19 protein-coding genes, 3 tRNA genes and 2 pseudogenes are annotated in these 20060 nt (G+C 40.7%); 8 read left to right on the top strand and 16 right to left on the bottom strand.

The window, feature by feature from the left end:
- Positions 1-15: 15 nt before the first annotated feature.
- Positions 16-2583: a VapE domain-containing protein gene (locus RMZ41_RS30425; RefSeq protein WP_322639557.1), complete on the top strand. Its 2568-nt coding sequence runs from the start codon at positions 16-18 to the stop codon at positions 2581-2583.
- A 603-nt stretch (positions 2584-3186) separates the two neighbouring features.
- Here the strand turns inward: RMZ41_RS30425 and RMZ41_RS30420 are convergent.
- Both RMZ41_RS30420 and RMZ41_RS30415 read right to left on the bottom strand, forming a co-directional pair.
- Positions 3187-3441: a hypothetical protein gene (locus RMZ41_RS30420; protein ID WP_322639558.1), complete on the bottom strand. Its 255-nt coding sequence runs from the start codon at positions 3439-3441 to the stop codon at positions 3187-3189.
- Positions 3438-3659: a hypothetical protein gene (locus RMZ41_RS30415; protein WP_322639559.1), complete on the bottom strand. Its 222-nt coding sequence runs from the start codon at positions 3657-3659 to the stop codon at positions 3438-3440. Before RMZ41_RS30415 ends, RMZ41_RS30420 begins: the two co-directional genes overlap by 4 nt.
- A gap of 327 nt (positions 3660-3986) precedes the next feature.
- On the opposite strand from RMZ41_RS30415, the pseudogene RMZ41_RS30410 reads away from it, so the two are divergent.
- A pseudogene (locus RMZ41_RS30410) lies at positions 3987-4490 on the top strand (nitrogenase component 1); the annotation flags it as partial.
- Positions 4491-4862: 372 nt separating this feature from the next.
- Here the strand turns inward: RMZ41_RS30410 and RMZ41_RS30405 are convergent.
- Positions 4863-5081, bottom strand: coding sequence for a hypothetical protein (locus tag RMZ41_RS30405; RefSeq protein ID WP_322639560.1), 219 nt, complete (start codon positions 5079-5081; stop codon positions 4863-4865).
- Complete coding sequence (locus tag RMZ41_RS30400) at positions 5078-5632, bottom strand: hypothetical protein (RefSeq protein WP_322639561.1); 555 nt, start codon at positions 5630-5632, stop codon at positions 5078-5080. Before RMZ41_RS30400 ends, RMZ41_RS30405 begins: the two co-directional genes overlap by 4 nt.
- Positions 5633-5770: 138 nt before the next feature.
- On the opposite strand from RMZ41_RS30400, the pseudogene RMZ41_RS30395 reads away from it, so the two are divergent.
- Positions 5771-5872, top strand: a pseudogene (locus RMZ41_RS30395) (restriction endonuclease); the annotation flags it as partial.
- A 96-nt stretch (positions 5873-5968) separates the two neighbouring features.
- Positions 5969-6091, top strand: a complete 123-nt coding sequence (locus RMZ41_RS30390) for a hypothetical protein (protein WP_322639562.1) — start codon at positions 5969-5971, stop codon at positions 6089-6091.
- Positions 6092-6501: 410 nt separating this feature from the next.
- Here the strand turns inward: RMZ41_RS30390 and RMZ41_RS30385 are convergent, their stop codons facing one another.
- Positions 6502-6633, bottom strand: a complete 132-nt coding sequence (locus tag RMZ41_RS30385; protein WP_322639577.1) for a hypothetical protein — start codon at positions 6631-6633, stop codon at positions 6502-6504.
- On the opposite strand from RMZ41_RS30385, the gene RMZ41_RS30380 reads away from it, so the two are divergent.
- The gene (locus RMZ41_RS30380) at positions 6622-6849 is read left to right on the top strand and encodes a DUF433 domain-containing protein (protein ID WP_322639575.1); all 228 of its coding nucleotides are present in this window, start codon (positions 6622-6624) and stop codon (positions 6847-6849) included. The two genes, RMZ41_RS30385 and RMZ41_RS30380, sit on opposite strands and share 12 nt — an antisense overlap.
- A 145-nt stretch (positions 6850-6994) precedes the next feature.
- Here the strand turns inward: RMZ41_RS30380 and RMZ41_RS30375 are convergent, their stop codons facing one another.
- From RMZ41_RS30375 to RMZ41_RS30325, 11 genes are all read right to left on the bottom strand, one after another.
- On the bottom strand, positions 6995-7498 hold the full coding sequence (locus RMZ41_RS30375) for a type II toxin-antitoxin system VapC family toxin (protein WP_322639564.1): 504 nt from the start codon (positions 7496-7498) through the stop codon (positions 6995-6997).
- Positions 7499-7653: 155 nt separating this feature from the next.
- Positions 7654-8076, bottom strand: coding sequence for a hypothetical protein (locus RMZ41_RS30370; RefSeq protein WP_322639565.1), 423 nt, complete (start codon positions 8074-8076; stop codon positions 7654-7656).
- A 122-nt stretch (positions 8077-8198) separates the two neighbouring features.
- The gene (locus RMZ41_RS30365; RefSeq protein ID WP_322639566.1) at positions 8199-8798 is read right to left on the bottom strand and encodes a hypothetical protein; all 600 of its coding nucleotides are present in this window, start codon (positions 8796-8798) and stop codon (positions 8199-8201) included.
- Between the two features lie 264 nt (positions 8799-9062).
- Positions 9063-10589, bottom strand: a complete 1527-nt coding sequence (locus tag RMZ41_RS30360; RefSeq protein WP_322639576.1) for a slipin family protein — start codon at positions 10587-10589, stop codon at positions 9063-9065.
- A gap of 633 nt (positions 10590-11222) precedes the next feature.
- Positions 11223-11295, bottom strand: a tRNA-Ile gene (locus tag RMZ41_RS30355).
- A 214-nt stretch (positions 11296-11509) separates the two neighbouring features.
- A complete protein-coding gene (locus tag RMZ41_RS30350) occupies positions 11510-12616 on the bottom strand; it encodes a reverse transcriptase family protein (RefSeq protein ID WP_322639567.1) in 1107 nt (368 codons plus the stop codon).
- Positions 12617-13018: 402 nt separating this feature from the next.
- A tRNA-Tyr gene (locus RMZ41_RS30345) sits at positions 13019-13094 on the bottom strand.
- Positions 13094-13170 (bottom strand) — tRNA-Tyr (locus tag RMZ41_RS30340). The genes RMZ41_RS30345 and RMZ41_RS30340 overlap by 1 nt, the downstream gene beginning before the upstream one ends.
- A gap of 140 nt (positions 13171-13310) precedes the next feature.
- A complete protein-coding gene (locus tag RMZ41_RS30335; RefSeq protein WP_322639568.1) occupies positions 13311-13805 on the bottom strand; it encodes a COP23 domain-containing protein in 495 nt (164 codons plus the stop codon).
- Positions 13806-13937: 132 nt separating this feature from the next.
- Complete coding sequence (locus RMZ41_RS30330) at positions 13938-14195, bottom strand: hypothetical protein (RefSeq protein WP_322639569.1); 258 nt, start codon at positions 14193-14195, stop codon at positions 13938-13940.
- A 285-nt stretch (positions 14196-14480) separates the two neighbouring features.
- Positions 14481-15059, bottom strand: a complete 579-nt coding sequence (locus tag RMZ41_RS30325; protein ID WP_322639570.1) for a hypothetical protein — start codon at positions 15057-15059, stop codon at positions 14481-14483.
- A 167-nt stretch (positions 15060-15226) separates the two neighbouring features.
- Between RMZ41_RS30325 and RMZ41_RS30320 the strand changes: the two genes are divergently transcribed.
- The 3 genes from RMZ41_RS30320 (at position 15227) to RMZ41_RS30310 (ending at position 20033) form a co-directional block, all read left to right on the top strand.
- Positions 15227-15877 (top strand): TraX family protein, encoded by a 651-nt coding sequence (locus RMZ41_RS30320; protein WP_322639571.1) that lies wholly within the window; start codon positions 15227-15229, stop codon positions 15875-15877.
- A 570-nt stretch (positions 15878-16447) separates the two neighbouring features.
- On the top strand, positions 16448-17407 hold the full coding sequence (locus RMZ41_RS30315; RefSeq protein ID WP_322639572.1) for an orange carotenoid protein N-terminal domain-containing protein: 960 nt from the start codon (positions 16448-16450) through the stop codon (positions 17405-17407).
- A 715-nt stretch (positions 17408-18122) separates the two neighbouring features.
- The gene (locus tag RMZ41_RS30310; RefSeq protein WP_322639573.1) at positions 18123-20033 is read left to right on the top strand and encodes a cache domain-containing protein; all 1911 of its coding nucleotides are present in this window, start codon (positions 18123-18125) and stop codon (positions 20031-20033) included.
- The last annotated feature ends 27 nt before the right edge of the window (positions 20034-20060 follow it).

Here is a 20060-nt window from a genome sequence, read left to right as displayed (position 1 = left end):
CGAGATTGTCGAACCATGACAAAGAAAGTTTACCACGTCTACCGTTTAAGTGCTTCTAAACAAGAAGGAGATTGGGCAGAAGCCACCAAAGCAAACCCCTGTCCGTTATGCGGTAAACCTGACTGGTGTAGCGTAGCTGCTAGCGGTGATGCGGTGTTATGCCGTCGCACAGATACAACGCCAAACGGCTGGAAGCACATCAAAGACAGCAAGGACGGCTACCCCATCTACGTGAAAACGGGAGCGGTCAGCGATTACGCACAAAATCACCGTCAGCGATTCCAACTGATGCCACCCAAGACCGAACCTAGTCCCAAACCTCTAATTACAGGCAATATTCGCCTAGCCACGCTAAAGCTACCAATAGAGTCGGCATTCTTAATGACAGATACCGAGAAGGAAAGATTTATCTTGTATCCATACTCCAGGGATGGAGAGGGGACGCATGGATGGAAACAATGGGTAGAGAGAACAGAGAAAAAAGATTCTAGTAAGCCAAAAGGTTACACCAAAAAAGTTTATCCCCGCTATATGCAGGATGATGAGTGGCCCACATTTGGTAAGGGAAATGACCCGTGGCCACCTTACCGAATAGATGAAGTCAGGCAATACGGTAAAGGGCGATGGATTTTGGGGGTAGAGGGTGAAACTTGTGTAGAGGCAGCGCGTGAGCAATTGGGTTTGGTGGCATTTACTTTTCAAGGGGGTAGCTGGGGTAAAACTGACCTAGTAAACGGGATAGAGATGTTTCAAAAGGCAGAAATAGCGGGAATCATTTACATTCCTGATAATGATGAGCCAGGGCGCAAAAAAGCAGCAGCTTTGGAGGCAGCGGCAGCGTCCGTCAAAATACCGTTTATTGAAGTGTTACCCACAGCGCTGTGGCAAAATTGCCCAGCGAAAGGCGACATAGCAGATTGGGTGGAATGGGGAATGGCACAAGGTTTTAGCCGAGAAGATTTTATCGAGCGCCTAGAGTGGCAAATTGAAAGCACCATTGAGTCAAGCCTTGAGCGGATATCGCCAGCTCGGAGTAAAAGTAAGCAAATGCTTAACTTGATTACCGCTGAATGGGGACATCGCCTGCGGTTTAACACCATGACCATCAGACCGGAATTAGACGGCGAACCGCTGGACATGGATACCTTGGCAATTAACTTGATTGATGAGTTTGACATCGACATCAGCAGCGAGAAAGCAGCACAGATAGTACTTAGTCTTGCCAAAAAACGTTCTTATTCTCCAGTGCAAGAATATTTGGAGCGCGTAGCCCAGCATTATTCATCCGTTGACCTGGGGATATTAGATGATCTTGCAACTCGCTACTTTGGCAGCAATGAACCGCTGCACAACGTTTTCATGAGAAAACATTTGATTGGACAAGTGAAGCGGGTATTTGAACCTGGGTGTCAGCATGATACAGCTGTAGTATTGCAAGGAAATCAGGGCATCAGAAAATCAACCTTTTGGCGAACGCTAGCTGTTAACTCTGACTGGTTCGATGACACGATTGCCAGCGGCAATAATGACAAAGACGAACGGCTCAAGCTGAGGCGATTTTGGATTTTAGAGCTAGCAGAACTCGAATCAGTTTTTAAACGCAAAGAGATAGCGAGTTTACGGGGTTTTCTCACAACCAAGGATGATAACTTGCGGGTTCCCTATGGGCGATCGATTGAATCCTTCCCTAGAACTAGCTGCTTTGTGGGCAGTGTAAACCCGGCGCAATTCCTAGTTGACCCAGAGGGACACAGAAGGTACTGGATTATCCCCGTCACCGTTGACGAAATCCCTGTAGAGAAACTAGCTGAAGAAAGGGACAGGTTGTGGGCAGCAGCTGTTATCGCCTATCGCAATGGAGAGGAAAACTGCTTAACCAAAAGTGACGAAAAGCGCAACGCCCTACTAAATAAACGCCACGAGGTAGGCGATACCTGGGATGAAGCAATTGACGCATTCTTGGAGTTTCAATCAGAAACCACCGTCAGCGACATTTTGAGTAACTGTCTCAAAATCGAACTTGGCAAGCACGATCGCATTTTACAGATGCGGGTGGCTGAGTGCTTAAAGCGCATTGGGTGGGTAAAGTGCGAGAAGAAGAAGATTAGCGGCAAGGTTTTACAGATGTGGCGGTGGCAACCGGAAGAGGGAAAGGTAGCAACTGAGAGTGAAAATCGTTCAAATTCAGATACAGCAAGCAATACGGCTACAGATATTAATGAATTATCCTCAAAGGTAGCAACCAAGGTAGTAACTGCCTCTAATCCAGATACAGCAAGCAATACAGCCGAAAAGTTGCTACCGTTGCCACCTTTTTCCGAGATTTCTGACAGTGAAGAAAAAAAAATAAAAGAAATTGCACACAAGAATCAAAATCATAAAGTAGACGATTCCAAAAATGTCGTTCCGATTGACACCTTTGAGATTGGCGATCAAGTGGAGTACATCGGTGCAGTACGTCCTAGCTTGCGCGGTAAAAAACTGGTGGTATCTCAGATTGAAGGGGATGTCTTTTGGTTAGAGCAACCGGGATACAAATGCCCGGTTATTTCTGCCACCGCTGCCGAACTGAGGAGACGTTAGCCATCCTCACCGCGATGGTTGGTCGTACCTTAACTTCCAACTCCTGACTTACAACTTCCACCAGCTAGTTGGTGAAGTCGTAAGTTGAAGTTGGAAGTTACCGCAACGTGCAGCAGCAAGACCAGCCGCTGCCGATTGCGTACAAAAACGTCGGGCGATCGCTGGTGAAGAACTTCGTACAAACCTTAAGGTTTAGCCGTTGTTGTGCGGCAATAGGAACTGCTCATAAGTCACCAAAATGTTGATTAATACCCATAGGGTGCTACAAAAGCACACAGCGTAAATTGCCCGCAGAGCGATCGCCTTTGCGGAGCCTTAACCCCTCCGGTCAAAGAACATCCGTAAACAGTGGCATCGTTCTGGACTTACGGAAACTTCTAAAGTTTCCTTGGATCATGGAAGCATCAAGAATTTTCTAGCAGTGTTGCGTACTTTGGAAATGTATAACATTTCCCTATGTCCGGGAATGCTACAAAATTTGCCGGAGGGGTTAAACCTATCCGTGCAAGCGAATTCGCTCTTATTGCATTCAAACCACGCGAAACCTAGAGGAAACATTATATATTTCCGAAAAGTAAACCACGCTAATATTTCTTCGGCAAGTTAACTTGCCACTGGTTTAATTCTTCCTAGAATTGCAGTGCCAGCAATGGAGTTACTCTCTTCGACATTAACCCCAAAGAAACCAAGTCCACTGATCATCATCCAGTTCATGTCGGACAGTATACTTATCGACGGATGATTTACCTGCTGAAAAAACGCTGTCAAACAATAAAGATAAAAACCTAATAGGTTTCGCCAGAGAATTCTAAGGATTTTAAAGGCAGTCCAACTAGACCCCACTTGCCACGCACTCATGCTGCATTTAGTCGAGAGCGCAGCAACTCATTACCGCGTTGCATCCTGACGCAGACTGTACAGCAGTTCTTGCCACCATCAAATTTTTGCAACGGTAGAGCATTAGTTGTGCGATTTTGGCGACCGCACAGAGTCAACCAAGTTTCCTGATCAGCTTTTTCGCCGTCCATTAGATGCAGCACTCCATTTTCGCTAATCTGCCTTCCCAGTACTTCCATACCAATACACTCACGTTTTAGCCTAGTGTATAAAGTTTGACAAATAATCTGCAAGTTTTTGCAAAAATTTGCCGGACAACATAATGTTATCCGCCAGCGAATTTTGACTTATGCACCACTGTTGCATCTCTAGTCGAGGGTTAAGGCTCGATTCCTAATTCTGTTGGGTATACAGTTAAAACTTCACACGCCTTAAGCCACAATTTGCAAATCAAATTACCATTTCAATAGAGTTTTGGATGTTTAAATCATAAGCTTTAAGACAAAAGCAAGACACACAGAACGCAGACTTGCAAAACTATTGATATACAAGGCTTGCAGGCTTTAGCATACCGTATACCCTGGTTAGAATACAACTTCTTCGGCCCCACCAAGATTGCTGAATCTTTACGGGAAATCGCTTCCAAGTTTGACGAAACAATCCAAGCAAACGCTGAGAAAGTTATCGCCAAATATCAGCCAACAATGGATGCGGTAGTTGCTAAGTACCGCCCCCGCTTGGAAGGTAAGACCGTTGCTATCATGGTTGGTGGTCTACGTCCTCGCCACGTTGTCCCAGCTTTCCAAGACTTGGGCATGAAGATGATTGGTACTGGTTATGAGTTCGCTCATAATGACGACTACAAACGTACCACTCACTACATCGAAAACGGCACCATCGTTTATGACGACGTTACCGCTTACGAATTCGAGGAATTTATCAAGGCGCTGAAGCCTGATTTGGTAGCTTCTGGTGTGAAAGAGAAGTACGTCTTCCAAAAGATGGGTCTACCTTTCCGTCAAATGCACTCTTGGGATTACTCCGAACCTAGCGATCGCTCTTATAATTGATATAATGCAAGGTTTTTTTGTGGTGGCAGAAAAAAGAACCTATTTCTAGCCTAAATCCGAGTTGCAGAGTTATGTAGTAATAATCTATTTTAATGCTTCAGATAGTGTAACTCTTATAGAGTTTGGTTTTGAGGTTTTGCTTGCATTTTGCTTTAAGAAAAACTGTTAAATTGAAAACTATTTTAAATCACGATTTTTTAGATTAAATGGTGCAAATTTGCTAAATTGAGCAGTAGATAAAATTTGTATCCACGCCAGGCAGGATCTTTTGTCCGTTTGCCCCATAAAGTGTTAGCCTGCTAGACACTAAAGTGATTGCACAACTTATTAGACCGCTATAGCTAATATTAACGTAACGCACAGGATAGAACTTCAATCTAAGCTGCGGCGCAATGTTTCAATCGCTGTAAAACCAAATAAACCAGCAACAAAAGATGCAACATATCTAGCTGCATCACTTTTCTGAAATGAGTCTGTAGCGATTAGGTAAACAAGAAAGAGAGTTATGGTAGTTAAAAAAGTACCTACGTACAGACGTCGTTGAGAACGCTGAGATTTAGAATCTTTTTTTCCTTCAACTTGCTTAATCATAAATCCTCACAATTTTCAGATTTTTCTGCTTCCTGCATTTTCTGGATTCCGACTTCAAACACTTCAAGCCTAGATGCAGGAAGGGATCTAAGTTCTTTCTGTTCTAGCAACAAATGCTTTTCCGTTTTAAGCCTCTCAATCTCTAATTCCATCTCCTTAATTTTAGCCTGTTGTTCAAAACGCTGGTTGAGTAAACTTAAATCTCCCTTGAGTTGTGCAATCTCCTGCATCATCTCCCTTTCGTGCCGCCGTACATCCTCTGCTCTTTCTATAAGCTGCATTAACTTCTCCTTTTCCCAGCGAAGAATTTTATCTCGCTCCCTCATTTCATTTCTCAGTTCTTCGCATTGTTCCCTGTACCACATAATTTGTGTTGTTTCATCTGAATCTCCGGAATCTTCATCTTTATTGTTTCTTGCCGTTGCTATTGCTACAGTAACGCCTGCCCCAGCCATAGCAGCTTCATATTCTCCCTTGTAGGCAAGAAAAGTACTAAATCCTCCCAAAAGAATCGCAATTACTAAAAAAGGGGATCTAAATATCTTTAACATTTCCTCACTTCATGGGTTAATGAGTTATACAAACTAATTAACCCACATTCCGCACCTTAAACGGTTACATTTATATCAAATTTGAATGTTTAGATAATACTTGGGTACAAAACGGCACAGGAACCACCCTAAATGAACATTTATGTAAGTGCTGAAAGAACCGCGGATTTCCAGATGACTTATGGAATTCGCAATATTTTAGCAAACGAAGGTAGTAAAAATGATTTAATTGCCTTGATGTGTTATTGCCCCAGGTTAACAAAATTTAGAGATTATCTGTGAGATTCATAAGAAGTAGGCCGTTGTCGCGATCGCATCACAGAGATTATCTGTGAGATGCATAAGAAGTCGAACGTTGGTGCGATCACATTCTTTGACAACCAGCTTGCGATCGCACTCAATAATACTCAGTTTTGTAGAGTAAGTTTAACTGCGATCGCATTTAGAGATTATCTGTGAAATGCATAATAAATAGACCGTTGTAGCGATCGCTTTTAGGGATTGTGTGTGAGATGCACAAGAAGTAGACCGTTATAGCGATGTCTGCGACGGGCTATTCGGTGTCGCCCTCACTCGACAAGAAACTAGGCGATGTCTACAACGGGCTGCGCCTACGCATTAAACTGTCTAATCCTCAATTAACAATCTGGGTACTTTGCCCAAATCCCGATGATTGCATGTCAATAAAACTAATTTACGAGATGGTGCGATCGCAGTATAAGAAGTAGACTGTTGTTGCGATCGCCCTGACTCGACAATAAACTAGGCGATGTCTACGACGGGCTGTTTGGTGTCGCATTAAACCGTCCAATCCTCAATTAACAATCCGGGTACTTTACTAAAATCCCGATGATTGCGCGTTAATAAAACTAATTTACGGGATAGAGCGATCGCAGTAAAAGAAGTAGACTGTTGTTGCGATCGCCTCGTTGCAGCACAATGTAAAGCTGTTCTAGACTTAGAAAGATGCTATGCAGTTTATAATCACCATGAGCTATCACGATCTTATTACAATTGAACCGGACAAGCGAGGTGGTAAACCTTGTATTAGACGGATGCAAATCACGGTGTACGATGTTCTAAGCTGGCTCGCAGCTGGTATGTCTCATGGAGAGATATTAGACGATTTCCCTGAATTAACAGAAGAAGATATTAGGGCAAGTCTAGAGTTTGCTGCTGACCGTGAACATCGTTTAGTGTTGTGGTGGGGATTCTAGAACTGTTGTCTGCTGCTCTTTGTACTGTATAAGGTGGGGATATTCTTTCTGAAGTTGAATATAGTAATTCACCAACTTCTGGGGGTTGTGTCCATTCTCTAGAGATATAATATGGCGAATTTTACGTATTTGGCTAATTGCCTCATCATTCTTCGTCATTTTGCGCTCCTATCAACTCTAACGGCGTAACTAGCGTTGGAACGTATAACCCCAGCATAACGTTCAGCCGTCGGATATGCCCAAACTTATTCGCATTTGCCAAGTGACGACAATTCCAAGTTAAGAGAAAATCACATTTATGATAGGAAGCTAGGGCAAGATGTAGTGCATCTCCAAGTGGATCTTTGGGCATCAGTTGTTGCTGAATATACACTTCAACGATTTCAGCAACCACAGATTCAATCGGGACAAATAACAAGCTACTAATCAGTTTTATTGCCTCGCTCTTTCCTGGAAAGTTACCTCGATTGAGTTCATCCAACACTGCAAGACTAGTTACAAGCACATAGTTGTCACTTGCATAGCTCCACCATTCCCGTGTCCAGTCCCGCCGCGCCACCATATCAGGTTCAGTACGTGCCTCGTAATAAAAACTGGGAATGGAGGTTTCAATGTAAACTTTTGGTTTCATTGCCGCAAGAAGTGACATAAATGAACGGCTTGACTATCTTTGTTAATGACTGATAATGCAATATTCTTGTGTTTAATTTAACACCTAAGCGATGTCTACGACGGGGTGCGCCTACGCATTAAACCGTCCAATCCTCTATTAACAATCTGGGTATTTTGCCAAAATCCCTTTAATCAACAATGACAATCAATCGCAACCACTATATTGTCTTGATATTGGCGTAAAAGACTTCGGAACTTTTCTAGCCATTCTTCATTGGACTTTCCTTCACGATCGTGCCACTTTCCATCAGGCGTAACGATAGCGTATGAAACTAAGTCAGACATTAGGGCAGAGATAGGACAAATATTGTCTTCTGATTGCACTATATCTAGCCCGTATCGACGTTGAAATTCTTCTGGGTTGAGATTGTAATGCTGCTCCTTACCCCAAATTATGCCATCATACTGACCACCAATAGCAAATCCGTCACATTTTGCTTGCAAAGATGGATTATCTTCATCCGCTTCAAAATATGGCAGCATCAGTTCTTTAGCCTTTTTGCTTGGGTTTGGTTCTGTGCGATCGACAATCACAAGTGTTAGAAAATGGCTCATCTTTCAGTACGTTAAATTGTGGTTATCATTGTTCCAAAAAATACGTTATGAATCATAGAATTTTCAATGATGGTTTTATCTAGGTTTAAGCTTTGCATTATTCCTTCCAAGTATTACACAATTTAACTACTGAATTGCTGAATAATTGTCTGCACAATTGCCAAAATAGCGCCGACATTATCCAAGTAATATCTTTGTTTATCAAGCAAAGCCACTTTTTGCGAAAGTTGAAGAAACTGCCATACTTCTCCTGTTGTCACACATCCATACACAGGTATTTCTGCTTGTCCAGATGAACGATTGAATAAATCCGCTGCCACCATTTGCGCGATGCACTGTCCTAACCCAGCTTCAACATCATTTTTCTTCGCTTCTACAACAGTGATAATTGGGCTACGCAACGGTGGTAAAGGTGGAGCTATTGCTAAAATAAAATCACATTCCCCAATCAAACCCTGTGCAGGATCAACGTCAAGTCTTTGTCCAGAGAAAATAGCCAAGCTATCTTGGCTCAGATCCCGACAGGTTAGTAAAATCGGTACAATAATAAATTCACTCCGAGCCTTTTCACTAATCAGAGCTAATTGGGTTCGCTTTCCTAAAGTTTCATTTAACCACGAAGGAATTGAAAGAGGTACAAGATTGGGAAATAAATCGGCTTCTTGGGTAGTAATTCCCAAAACAGCCGCAGCTTTTTCTAGAGTAAAATCGCTGTACGCCATAGTTTTGCACTGCTTTGAGTATATGACGTTTTCAATAAAAGGAAATTACTTCTATTTTACCCTTGTTGTAGAGTTCTCTAAGGATTCTGTGTGAAATGCTCCCGAAGTAGTACGTTCTAGCGATGGGCTAAAAGTGTCGCAAGTTTCAGCTAACCAAAAACAAGCAATTTTTACAGGTTAGATTAGGCGCGATCGCAAACATTTTGTCACAATTAAATTCATCAATACGCTACCTAACCCAACTCTTAATTTTTAATCACCAAATCATTGCGGATTCATCCGAATCAAATCTGTCAAAATACTATCCAAGCTGCCGTTAACTTGAATGCGATCGATCTTCTCTGCAATCCTCTCTAACACTTCGAGTTCCTTTAAACGCAATGCAACGGGGTTATCCTCCATCACTTTGGCAGTGTTTAGCATACTGCGGGTAGCAGCAGTTTCTTCTCTACGTCTGACTACGTTTGCTTGAGCGGCTTTTTCTGCTTCGACTACTTTGCTCAAGATAGTCTTAATCTCGCCAGGTAAAATAATATCTTTGACACCGACAGAATCTACTTCAATTCCATATTCTGCGGCTTTCTGGCGAATATATTCAGAGATGCTTCTATCAATTGCACCTTTATCCTCTAATAAAGCATCTAAGTTGCGTTCGCCGACTGCACCACGCAAAGCAAACTGTAATTCTTTGTACAAATAACCAGAAATATCTGATAAGCCGTTTTTTGCCCTCAATGGGTCGAGTATGCGGAAGCCAGCCGTCAAGTTTAACCGCAGAGGTACTTTATCTTTAGAGAGGATGTCTTGACCGGATACTTCCATATTTTGGAGTCGGAGGTCAATGGTTTCGGTTTGAAAGGAACGGCCAAATAACCACCAAGCATGTACCCCTGGCGATCGCAGTCCTTGAAACTCTTGATTAATGTATACTAATCCAACGTGCTGTGCAGGAACTTGGCAAATATGCAAACAGTTACGACTGAGCAATTTTACTTCTGCTGAACCCTCAACCAATTCAGCCACTAAGTTAGGCTGTAACTGAGCATCAGCACTGATGTCGAGAATTTCTACTGTAACACCCTGCCAAAATAGCTTGCGGCTGGTAGGTGGCAAAATAGAAATCACTTTTCCCCGATATCGCACAATTGCAACTTGCGAAGTCAGTAATTGCACGGTTTCACAGTAAGCAGCAATAAAGTCGGGATGTTTTTCAATGAGTACATCTTCGAGGGGAAAGTCTGGGTTAGGGATAATCCGGCTGAGAGTCCTGACTGTAACATCTCTATCTACCGACCAAAAAGCATACTCTCCTGGTTCTAGAGGTCGCACAAAATTATTTTGCAGATATAGTAAACCAATCTCATACTCTGAGATTTGGAACTTCTTCAGTCCATTCAACGCAACTGAGCGTAATTGCTGCACAAAGGAATTAGGTAATTCTAAGCTTTCTTCCAAATTGAAAAGATAAGACTCTACTTCAATAAAACCACGCCAAAAAGCAATCAATTTATTTGGTGCAACGCTTACCCAATTTTGACCGTAGCGGACTAACGCAACTTGATTGAATGCGGTTCTGATAATCAATAAATGTTGTTGTAGTTCCGCTTCGTGATTTCGCAACAACAGTTCTAGATTCTCAATCTGAGCTAGTGGCTGATTGAGGTCATAAATTTTTACTTGCCAATGCCGACCTAAATATGTATGTGTACCGGGTTGCAAAATTTTCTTAAAGTCACTGCGGTGATATAAGATGCCGATTTCGTTAGGTTTGATATAAAAGGTTTGCCACATAGTAATTTGCATAAATAATTTGTGTGATAGCTGAAGTAAGCTAGGCGATGCCTGGGTTGGGCGTAGCCATCGCAACTAGCTAAGAAGATTTGCTCAACACATTTATAACCTTGCTTGAACTCAAATACCACCTGTGTTTCACAGCTTAACTACTGGAGTAGACAGAATTCATTTTGAGTTCTTAGGTTTTATAACCCTGTAAACAAAGGCTAAAGGATTGGTTTTAACTACTTGTAATATTATACTACAAAAGATTTATTTACTCTGCCAGTGCAAGTTTTTACAGTTCCGGTGCGGGCAAAAGCTTCTCCCAAGCTGGATTAAGATTGCTGTTACTTTTCCCAAATTGCTCAATGGGAATCTAGAAAAAGAGAACCGCGCTCAAATATGCCGTTCGCTTTGCCAATCCAGAATCCCAAAGGAAACCAGATGTAGGAAAAGGAAGGGACATACTCAAGTTAGGGAGAGATACAGTTGCGCTAGCTCCTTGACTGTTATAAATACCTGCATGACAGAGTAGAAAAAACGAGAAGTTTTTTTGATTGAGGTTTTTTGAACACTCAATACATTTGTGTAGCCATAAGGCTGCCTTGTCCCTAACAAGGTGCCCGTACCCAGGGCGAGGGTTTTTGCCCGAAAGTATAGGAATCGAACCTACAACTAATCGGCGATACACCGATCGCTCTACCAAATGAGCTAACTTTCATGGTGAAATAGTTAAAGTATTAGGCGGTATATGCTATTACCAGAGGTTAGCGTACCAGTCGGGTATACAGAACCCAAACTACAGCTTTGTGACTTTGTTACTATCCCGGTTCAAATTTAGCACAGGAAAAAAGTAAAAGGTCGAATTACATTCGCCCTGGCTATTCTTTGCTGAGGTACGCCTAAATGAGTCTTTTCTAGCAAAATAAGCAGCTTTAAAAACGTACTTCATCAGGTTGGGAATCGCCATATTTCTGTTTGATGCGTTGCACCCTTGATTTGAATTCTGCACCTTTATTCGGGTTAATCATTGCTACATAATTTGCAAAGCCGGTAATTGCGGCAATTAAATTAGTTGATTTTCCCCAAGTTTTTCCTGATAAACCTTCTTGTTCAATTTGATATAGAGTGGCACGAAAAGCTTTTAATGTTTTTTTAGATATGTTTAATTGTGTGTTTACAATAATACCTGTTACTTCTTGCTGAACTGATTTACCTGAAATCTTGGTTTTATGATCGTTAACGGTAAAACCTTCACTAGTAATAATAAATTTAGCGTTTTTAATCAAATTAGATATTTGGTAAAATGCATCCCCAGAAGCAGAAAATGTTAAATCGTCAGCGTACCGCGTATAGCAAAACCCAAGATTTTCAGCAATTGTAACGAGACGACTATCGAGATTACGGCAAACTAGATTAGAAATAGCAGGACTTGCAGGCGAACCTTGTGGTAAGTGGCGGTTTTCTGGAGCTATATAGTTAATTCGTCCATCTATTGCTATTTCAACAGTTGTACAAATTAACCCGAAAATTGTCGCCGTAGGTTCTGAATAACCTAACCCGCAAAATAATTCTTTGACACTTTTGTAAGAAATTGACTGGAAAAAATTCTGTAAATCAAGATTGATTATTACTTTTGCACCAATATGGGGTTTAGCATTGGTGACTATCGAACGATTTTTACAAAAGCCATGTGCTGCATGATGAATTTCTAATTTCTCTAAAATGTTCTCTAAAATCCACCTTTGAGCAACTTTAAGTTCGGGCTTTGGTGCAGAAATAATTCTATCTCCACCTACCTTTTTTGAAATTTTGAAAGGGAGGTAATGTGTAGTTAGGGATGTACTAGTTGTTAAAAAATGCAGTTTTTCTAAGCTTATTCCCATTGCCAAGGCTATTTCTTCGGCAGTATTATATTCAGCTAAACTATGTGATGCCTGCGGCGGGCGTAGCCATCGCAAAAGTGCTAAATTATCAGTTTGCAACTTTTCTAGATTATTTTCAGCCGCTAATGGGGTAGTGCTTAGATTTTTGCTGGACATAATACAAAAGCTTTTTTTACTCTGCAAATGCAAGTGTTTACAGTTTAGGTGTGGGCAAAAGCTTCTCCAAAGCTGGATTAAGATTGCTGTTACTTTTCCCAAACTGCTCAATGGCAATCTAGAAAAAGAACCGCGCTCAAATATACCGTTCAATTTACCAATCTAGAATCCCTGAAGGAAAACTAGATGTAGGAAACGAAGGGACATACTCAAGTTAGGGAAAAATGCAGTTGCGCTTACTCCTTGACTGAGGCTACCGAACATCACCCTTATGAGTAATGACCGATAGCAGAACACTTACACCGCAGAGTTTGGAAAATGACGGACTTGAACCGTTTTGGGATTTCTCCCGTACCATATTGGCTACCTTGGAAGGGTATTGTCTTTTGACCCGGACAGGGTTGGGTGAAAGTATAGGAATCGAACCTACAACACATCGATTTACAGTCGATTTGCTCTACCAGTGAGCTAACTTCCTGGGGTTTGATACAGGACTCGAACCTGTGACGTATCGATTTTACAGTCGATCGCTCTGCCAACTGAGCTAATCAAACGATGGTATAGTTTCAAGCACTCGGCGGTATACGCTTATATCAAAGATTGGCGCACCAGTTAGGCATACAGAACCTAAACTATAGCTTTGTAACTTTACTACTATCCCACTTCAAATGTAGCACAGGAAAATAGCTGTAATTTATTCTTTGGGAATTCCTAGATGTTGCCTTAAATCAACGTAAGGTGTTCTATTACTTTTACTTAAAGGTTGCCGCCAAGCCAAGAGATTATTTAGCGCTTGTACCCCATCTTCATTGGGTTTAAGAGTCAATATTAACTTTTCGCAGCGTCCATTGACTTGATTTGCGGTGCAAATCACATTTTGTCCGTTCATTTTGCCGACAGTAATAAATCTCAAGTCTCTGTTGCGACGGTAATTTTCCAAACGTTGACTTACGTCTTGACAGCGCGTTAGTTTATTGTAGCCAGCATCTCTGAAGTAATTGGAAGTCCAGCGAATCCAAGGCTCACTAACACCTCTATAATTTGTGTACACTGTCACGGGTTTGTTTCCTGATGTGTCACAATAAAACCCTCGCCTACTTTCGGCTTGACTTGGCTGATTGATGGTTGCAGTTGCGCTGAGGGCAATTCCACCCGCAACCAAAAGGTTGGTCAATGATGCCAATTTCATGACTATCTCTCAAATGTTGAGTAAAAAGTTTTGATTTGCCTTGCCTTTAGCACTCTCCCTACTAAATGAAGTAGGGAGATGATGAAAAGATTTCCCTTCTTATATCCCAACTAATTGGGATATAAGACGTTTTTACCTGTATATATAATGAGCCGCAACCCACTTACGACCATGATTTGTTTTTTCCCAATGTGCAGGAACCAACACTTTCTTTTTTACTGGTGGAGCATAGCGCTTAATTTGTGGTGGTTTTTTTGCTATTATTTGAGCGGGTCTATTAATAGCGTGGGGCTTAACAATAACCTGTAATGCTGATGCTTGTGAAGGAATAGAAGTAACAGCAAATGGTAAAAGAAGTGCTGCACCAGCAAGAATCTGTTTGATATTCATTACTCAATCTCCTTTAGTAAACTGGATGATTAAAGTTCAAGAGACTTTAATCTGGTTGATGTCTTATGTTTATAAGGATATGAGTTAAAACAGCTACGAACTAGTGATAAAAGTAACTATTGAATTATGACTTAAGTAATCTTTAATGTCAGGGTTTTAATGTTTGAATCACAACCGCTGTTTATCCGGCGATGAAGGGAAGATAAAATGGCTATAATGCCCAATCAAATAAGCCTCATAGCCTACGCCTCAATTTGACTGATGCTCACTATTTATTTTTGTGGTTTAGTCTGGGAAAGCTAAACCAGTCATAGGGTCACGAATATATAATCCTAATGTGAGGCTACGGATAGCTTCATCCCAAACGGGTATTAATTGTTCTGCTTGATCTGCCCAGTAATCGAATGTAATCAAGCACTGAACATTTGAACCCAAACCAATGCAAGTTCGTGAAAATGCTTCCCGTGGTTCTTCTTGAACATCAATGAACTTCATCTCTGTCCAGACAATTCTGGCGGTTTGGCGCTTGATGGTAATAATTTCTCCCCTAGCAATGATGTTGCGACTGTCGTCTTCCATGACTTTTTTCAATGTAGATTTGAGCGGAAACTGACTCCAGTCGTTGGGTGGTAGACGATTAAAAGATACTTCTAGACAGCAATCATCGTTAGGCGGTTTTTTATCGAGGAACTTGAAAGATTTGTCTTGTGGCTCAAGAATCCAATCCTGGGGAACATTGAAGCGAACAGCGCCTCTATCTGCTACAAATATTTTGTAACCTGATGGAGATTCCCAACGATGGTCAGGTTTTAATTCAAGTGTTTCTTTGATCCACTGGAGATTACTTTTCTTACGCTTTGCCATAGTGTTTCTGCATTTTCTGCTGAAGAGGATGATGTGGAATCAGCCCATCGTAGACATTACCCTTTTTGTTAATGTTATCAAATTGCGAGGATTTTGAATAACTATTATATTAAATTAATAAGATTTTAGGGATTTTATATCAAGGAATCCAAGGTAACTGTGACGTTGTGATTAAAATTTCAGCTTTTGGCATTAAAATCTTAGCCGCAGTGTTCATGGTTATGGATCATGTGTGCTATTTGCTAATGCCAGAGTTAAGAATTTTGCACTTTATTGGACGATTGAGTTTTCCTCTCTTTGCATGGCTTCTGGCTAAAGGTGAAAAACATACCCAAAATGTATACCGCTATGGTAGTAGATTATTAATTACAGCAATTATAACTCAGCCTATTTATAGTTTTGTTTTTCGGAGTTTATCACTTAATATTCTCTACACGCTTGTTCTTGGACTTGTGATGTTGCGCTTAGTTAGGCGTTATTCGCAATTCTGGCAGCAACTAATAATTATTGGATTGAGTGCAGCAGTTGCCGAAATTGTGGGAGTTGAATATGGAGCTTATGGGATTGGAGTAATTTTCTTGATGTCTTTAACAGATAAACTCAAGCCTAGTATATGGTTGCTCTGCTGGTGCATCTTTGAGTTGATTTTAGGAACTCTATTTATACCTAATATATTTCAACATTGGGCAATTTTTGCAGGATTCATTGTTTTTCGATTCAATGGTAGACAAGGTTCACGGGCTAAATGGTTTTATCTGTTTTATCCGGCTCATTTAATTATTTTGGGTATAATCAATTATTTAATACAGTCCAGGTAGATTTACGATTTCTCAGTTTATGTAAAAAGATTGAGCCAGAACTATCCCCTAACTAAAGGGCGATCGCAACAAACTTGTAATTTGCATTTTACTAAAAAATTAACCGAAGGTTTGCATTAGACAGACTTCACTTTATTTAGCTCAACCTACGGACAAACATAAAATCTGCTGTCATCCAAAGACTAATAAAAAAAACTAATTTAAGCAATTACAAAATTCTATTTTTCTTGCCGAAAAAGTTCAAATATTAGATATATCTATCTACATAGATAGATGCTATACAGTTACATATCTTTCTTTAGAAGTATATCTTTTAAAAAAATACTTAGTCTCAGACCATAAATTGAAAATAAATAGTAGATATACATTTCATTCAATGATATTCATCAGATAAATCTTAGTCTTTTGTTAATGTTTACCAGCTATGATGCCAGAGTAGTGAATGATAATTCGATTTGAACGTCTAGGGATAATTGTGTCATTCAGGAAAAATGCCCTAGACTTATCCCTCAAACTGCAAAATGTAGCCGAAAACAACTACTGAATAGGTAAATCTTTGAGGTAACAAGCATGAGTTATACTATCGAATCTGCACGGAATATTTTTTCTAGCACTCAAGTGGCAGATGCTGTTCCAGCCACTACAGCAATGTTTGCTGAACTCAACATTGACGATCAATTGGCATTTCTCTGGTATGCCTACGCTGAACTAGGTCGTACAATTACTCCAGCTGCTCCCGGAAAAGCAAATCTCCAGTTAATGGAAGGTATATTCAACGAAATTAAGCAAATGTCTCATGAACAACAAACGCAGTTAATGAGAGATTTAGCGAGTAATGCAGATACTCCCATCAGCCGTTCTTATGCATACTTTGGTGTCAATGCCAAATTAGGATTCTGGTGGCAGTTAGGAGAGTGGATGAAACAGGGTATAGTCGCTCCTATGCCAGTTGGTTATCAAATGTCAACCCAAGTTAAAGCAGTGCTAGAAGCTGTTCAAAAAATCGATTCGAGTCAGCAAATTACTGTACTACGCAATACTGTAGTAAATATGGGATTCGATCCGTCTCTGGCTGATAATAAACAGGCAGAAGTCATCAACTTTAAGTTCCCGCGTGCATCTCTAAGTCCCCAATTTACTATTGAGGGAGTTACAGAGCCAACAGTGCTGAAATACATTGAAGCGATGAATGCAGATAACTTTGAAGCTGCTGTTGCTTTATTTGCTAACAATGGTGCGCTGCAACCACCTTTCCAAAAACCAATTGTTGGTCGAGAAGCAATCACTGCTTACCTAAGAGATGAGGGACAAGGGTTAGTGATGAAGCCAACCAAAGGTGTTTCGGAAACTATCGAAGATGGTTATACACAACATAAAATTACTGGTACAGTCGAAACTCCTTGGTTTGGAGGTAATGTTGGGATGAACATTGCTTGGCGATTTTTACTCGATCCTCAAGGTCAAATTTACTTCGTGGCTATTGACTTACTTGCTTCTCCCAAAGAACTGCTTAACCTAACTCGCAAGTAAAATTTCTTTGTCTTAATACAAAAGCAATTGCGCTTGTTTAAGATGATGTTTTAAAAGATTTTTTGCTCTCATATAGCAGTCTTAAATCATTGAATAATAAGATCCCCGACTTCTTTGAGAAGTCGGGGATCTTAGTCTCTCGATTTTCATAACTTATTTAGGATGGCTATAGTCAGGAAAGCTTTGTGTCTTAGTGTATGGCTAAAACATTAATTTGGTGTTGTAATAATCCTGGCAAAACTGCAAAATTATAACTTTCAGGGCTTTTAAAACATTCTCTAAGCGCTATAACGCTCATCAAATCAAATCTCAATCAATGCTCTTAGAATCTTCTGTAAGAACTAGCCATTGCAGCCCAAAAATATAGATAAAGTTGAATTTAGTTAGCAAAAGCAGCTTTGACTTTCTCAAACCCCAGTTTGCTTTCTCATTTAAGTAATTCGCGCAATCTGCTGTTGAGCAACCGTCATTCATTGCCAGTGTAGAGAGCAAGAATGGAAATAAATCAGCAGTCACAAGTTAGGATATGTGCAATTACTCAAAGTTTTATCAAACCCAAATAATTGCATAGATACAAAATGACATTATGGTGTGTTGTTACAAAGGGCAACACACCCTACAGCAGTTTAAGAAAAAGATTTAAAAAAGATGAGTGTATGGGCATCTTGGGAACCATAGAAGTAAATCAAATTAGTAAAACTTCCCGTTTCCAGCAATGAAGACTCACTATCCCCGCAAAGGTAAAGCGTTACCCTTACAGATTGTTCTTGTTGTTCCCTTCCTGATTCAAATTTTTGGAGCGGTTAGCTTAGTGGGTTATTTGTCCTTTAAAAACGGACAAAGAGCAGTTAACGACCTAGCAGAACAGTTGATAGATCGCACCAGCGACGTAGTAAATGAACATTTGAAGTCTTATCTCTCCATTCCCCAAACCCTTAATCAGATCAATGCAAATGCCATCAGCAGGGGAATATTGGATGTGCGCGATCGCCAAATCCTGGGCAAATATTTCTGGGATCAGATGCAAGCCTATGACCTAACTTATATTGGTATGGGACTAACAACAGGTGAAGGACTGGGAGCGGCTCGTTATGATGGTAAGACGATCACTATTGACGATTGGACTGCCAAACCTCCTAATAATACCTACACTTACGCCACAGATAATCAAGGTAATCGAACTCAGGTTAATGCTCGGTGGGATTGGAACAATTTCAATGAATCTTGGTATACTCAACCAATCGCTGCTGGTAAACCTATTTGGGCAAAGATTGTAACTGGGAATTATCCCACTGGCCCCTACATTGCCGCTTCTGCCAGTCGTCCCATCTATGATTCGCAAAATCGCTTGCTAGGAATGATTGCTATAGATATCCATCTGCTAAAACTCAGCGATTTTTTACGCAATTTGAATATTAGTCAGTCTGGGCGAGTATTCCTTTTAGAACGGGATGGTACATTAATCGCTAGTTCTGGTACAGAAAAGCCTTTTGTTATTGTCAATCAAGATATCCGGCGATTAAAGGCGATCAATAGTTCTGACCCAATCATACAAAACATTGCCAAAAACCTCCAAACTTCTGGGTTTAGATCTATCAACCAAGACACAGATTTTAAACTTGAGGTGCAAGGAAAAAGTCATTTTATCAATGTTGTACCTTGGCGTGACAAGTATGGCTTGAATTGGCTGATGGTAGTAAGTGTGCCTGAAGACACATTCATGGCGCAAATTAATGCCAATACACGCACTACGATCGCACTTTGTTTTGGCGCATTAATTATTGCTTCGGTAATGGGTGTGTTTACATCCCATTGGATTGTCCACCCGATTGTGCGACTAAATTGGGCAAGTGAGGCAATGGCATCCGGTAATTTAGCTCAGAAAGTAGAAATTAGCGGTATTCAAGAATTTAATACCCTGTCTAACTCTTTCAACCACATGGCAGAACAACTGCATGAATCGTTTACTGCTTTAGAAAAAAGCAAAGAAAAATTAGAAGATCGAGTAGAAGAACGTACCACTGAACTCAAAAATGCATTAGAGGAATTGCAACGCACTCAATCTCAAGTTATTCAAAGCGAAAAAATGTCTAGTTTGGGACAACTAGTTGCTGGAGTCGCACACGAAATTAATAATCCAGTCAACTTTATTCATGGCAACCTCGTTCATGTACAGGAATATACTCAGGATTTATTAGCGTTTGTACAGTTGTATCAGCAGTACGATCCTAACCCTGCGGCTGAAATTCAAAGGGTTGCCGAAGACATCGATCTGGAGTTTTTGCAAGAAGACTTACCAAAAATGTTGTCTTCTATGAAAGTAGGAACCGATCGCATTTGTCAAATTGTACTGTCGCTGCGAAACTTCTCCCGCATCGATGAAGCAGAATTTAAAAGCGTTGATATTCATGAGGGCATCGATAGTACTTTGATGATTTTGCAACACCGCCTCAAAGCTAAACCAGAACAACCTGAAATTGAGGTGATTAAAGACTACGGCAATGTACCCCTAGTAGAATGCTATGCCGGACAACTCAACCAGGTATTTATGAATATCTTAGTTAATGCGATTGATGCCTTATACCAATTCTGTATGAAGATGCGCCAAACTACGTCAAACTTATAGATGGGTGCATTTAGTAATTTTGTTATG

This window comes from Nostoc sp. DedVER02, from assembly GCF_034530675.2.
Classification (GTDB): Bacteria; Cyanobacteriota; Cyanobacteriia; order Cyanobacteriales; family Nostocaceae; genus Nostoc.
This window is presented reverse-complemented; position numbering and strand designations above follow the sequence as displayed.

Excerpts from the sequence above, each read along its gene's own strand:
- RMZ41_RS30380 (WP_322639575.1), top strand. The coding sequence starts at position 6,622 with ATGAGCTATCACGATCTTATTACAATTGAACCGGACAAGCGAGGTGGT.
- RMZ41_RS30375 (WP_322639564.1), bottom strand. The coding sequence starts at position 7,498 with ATGTCACTTCTTGCGGCAATGAAACCAAAAGTTTACATTGAAACCTCC.
- RMZ41_RS30335 (WP_322639568.1), bottom strand. The coding sequence starts at position 13,805 with ATGAAATTGGCATCATTGACCAACCTTTTGGTTGCGGGTGGAATTGCC.
- RMZ41_RS30315 (WP_322639572.1), top strand. The coding sequence starts at position 16,448 with ATGAGTTATACTATCGAATCTGCACGGAATATTTTTTCTAGCACTCAA.
- RMZ41_RS30360 (WP_322639576.1), bottom strand. The coding sequence starts at position 10,589 with ATGTGGCAAACCTTTTATATCAAACCTAACGAAATCGGCATCTTATAT.
- RMZ41_RS30350 (WP_322639567.1), bottom strand. The coding sequence starts at position 12,616 with ATGTCCAGCAAAAATCTAAGCACTACCCCATTAGCGGCTGAAAATAAT.
- RMZ41_RS30420 (WP_322639558.1), bottom strand. The coding sequence starts at position 3,441 with ATGAGTGCGTGGCAAGTGGGGTCTAGTTGGACTGCCTTTAAAATCCTT.
- RMZ41_RS30365 (WP_322639566.1), bottom strand. The coding sequence starts at position 8,798 with ATGGCGTACAGCGATTTTACTCTAGAAAAAGCTGCGGCTGTTTTGGGA.
- RMZ41_RS30405 (WP_322639560.1), bottom strand. The coding sequence starts at position 5,081 with ATGATTAAGCAAGTTGAAGGAAAAAAAGATTCTAAATCTCAGCGTTCT.
- RMZ41_RS30310 (WP_322639573.1), top strand. The coding sequence starts at position 18,123 with ATGAAGACTCACTATCCCCGCAAAGGTAAAGCGTTACCCTTACAGATT.
- RMZ41_RS30415 (WP_322639559.1), bottom strand. The coding sequence starts at position 3,659 with ATGGAAGTACTGGGAAGGCAGATTAGCGAAAATGGAGTGCTGCATCTA.
- RMZ41_RS30400 (WP_322639561.1), bottom strand. The coding sequence starts at position 5,632 with ATGTTAAAGATATTTAGATCCCCTTTTTTAGTAATTGCGATTCTTTTG.
- RMZ41_RS30325 (WP_322639570.1), bottom strand. The coding sequence starts at position 15,059 with ATGGCAAAGCGTAAGAAAAGTAATCTCCAGTGGATCAAAGAAACACTT.
- RMZ41_RS30390 (WP_322639562.1), top strand. The coding sequence starts at position 5,969 with ATGCATAAGAAGTCGAACGTTGGTGCGATCACATTCTTTGACAACCAG.
- RMZ41_RS30330 (WP_322639569.1), bottom strand. The coding sequence starts at position 14,195 with ATGAATATCAAACAGATTCTTGCTGGTGCAGCACTTCTTTTACCATTT.
- RMZ41_RS30370 (WP_322639565.1), bottom strand. The coding sequence starts at position 8,076 with ATGAGCCATTTTCTAACACTTGTGATTGTCGATCGCACAGAACCAAAC.
- RMZ41_RS30425 (WP_322639557.1), top strand. The coding sequence starts at position 16 with ATGACAAAGAAAGTTTACCACGTCTACCGTTTAAGTGCTTCTAAACAA.